Genomic DNA, 450 nt, shown 5'->3' on the forward strand with positions numbered 1-450 from the left:
CCCAAAGACAACGCCTAAAGCTCTAACCATATCTAGCTTTTCATAGTTTATTACAGCATACCCAAATAAACCAAACAATGCTGTCAAAAAAGCTATAATGATAGCCTTTAGCATATCTAACATTGTCTTTACTCTTTCTTTTCTACTCATCTACCCATTCCTTTAGCCCTATCATACTCAAATTCTTTATAAAGTTGCTTAAAATTTTCAAATGTATTAGCTTGTATTTTCTCTTTTAGACTTGCTTCGTAGAAGCTTTTATTGCGTATATCTTGTTTTTTACAATACCAATCTATAAACTCATCAATATCAAGGCGAGAATCTGCAATCATTTTTGTTCTTTCTATTTTGGCAGATGAAATTTTTTCTTGAGTAGATTCAAAAGTATAAGGCGTGTTTAAGAATTGACTTAAAGCCTTAAGCTCATTCTCTTTAAACTTGCTTCTTTCC

General features: G+C 31.3%; 1 protein-coding gene. It reads right to left on the reverse strand.

Annotated features, from left to right (window positions below):
• Positions 1–146 precede the first annotated feature (146 nt).
• Positions 147–450, reverse strand: a 304-nt coding sequence (locus LS67_RS09730; RefSeq protein ID WP_161594503.1) for a hypothetical protein, incomplete at its 5' end; no start/stop codon positions are given.

This window comes from Helicobacter sp. MIT 03-1616 (assembly GCF_000765685.2).
Taxonomy (GTDB): domain Bacteria; phylum Campylobacterota; class Campylobacteria; order Campylobacterales; family Helicobacteraceae; genus Helicobacter_C; species Helicobacter_C typhlonius.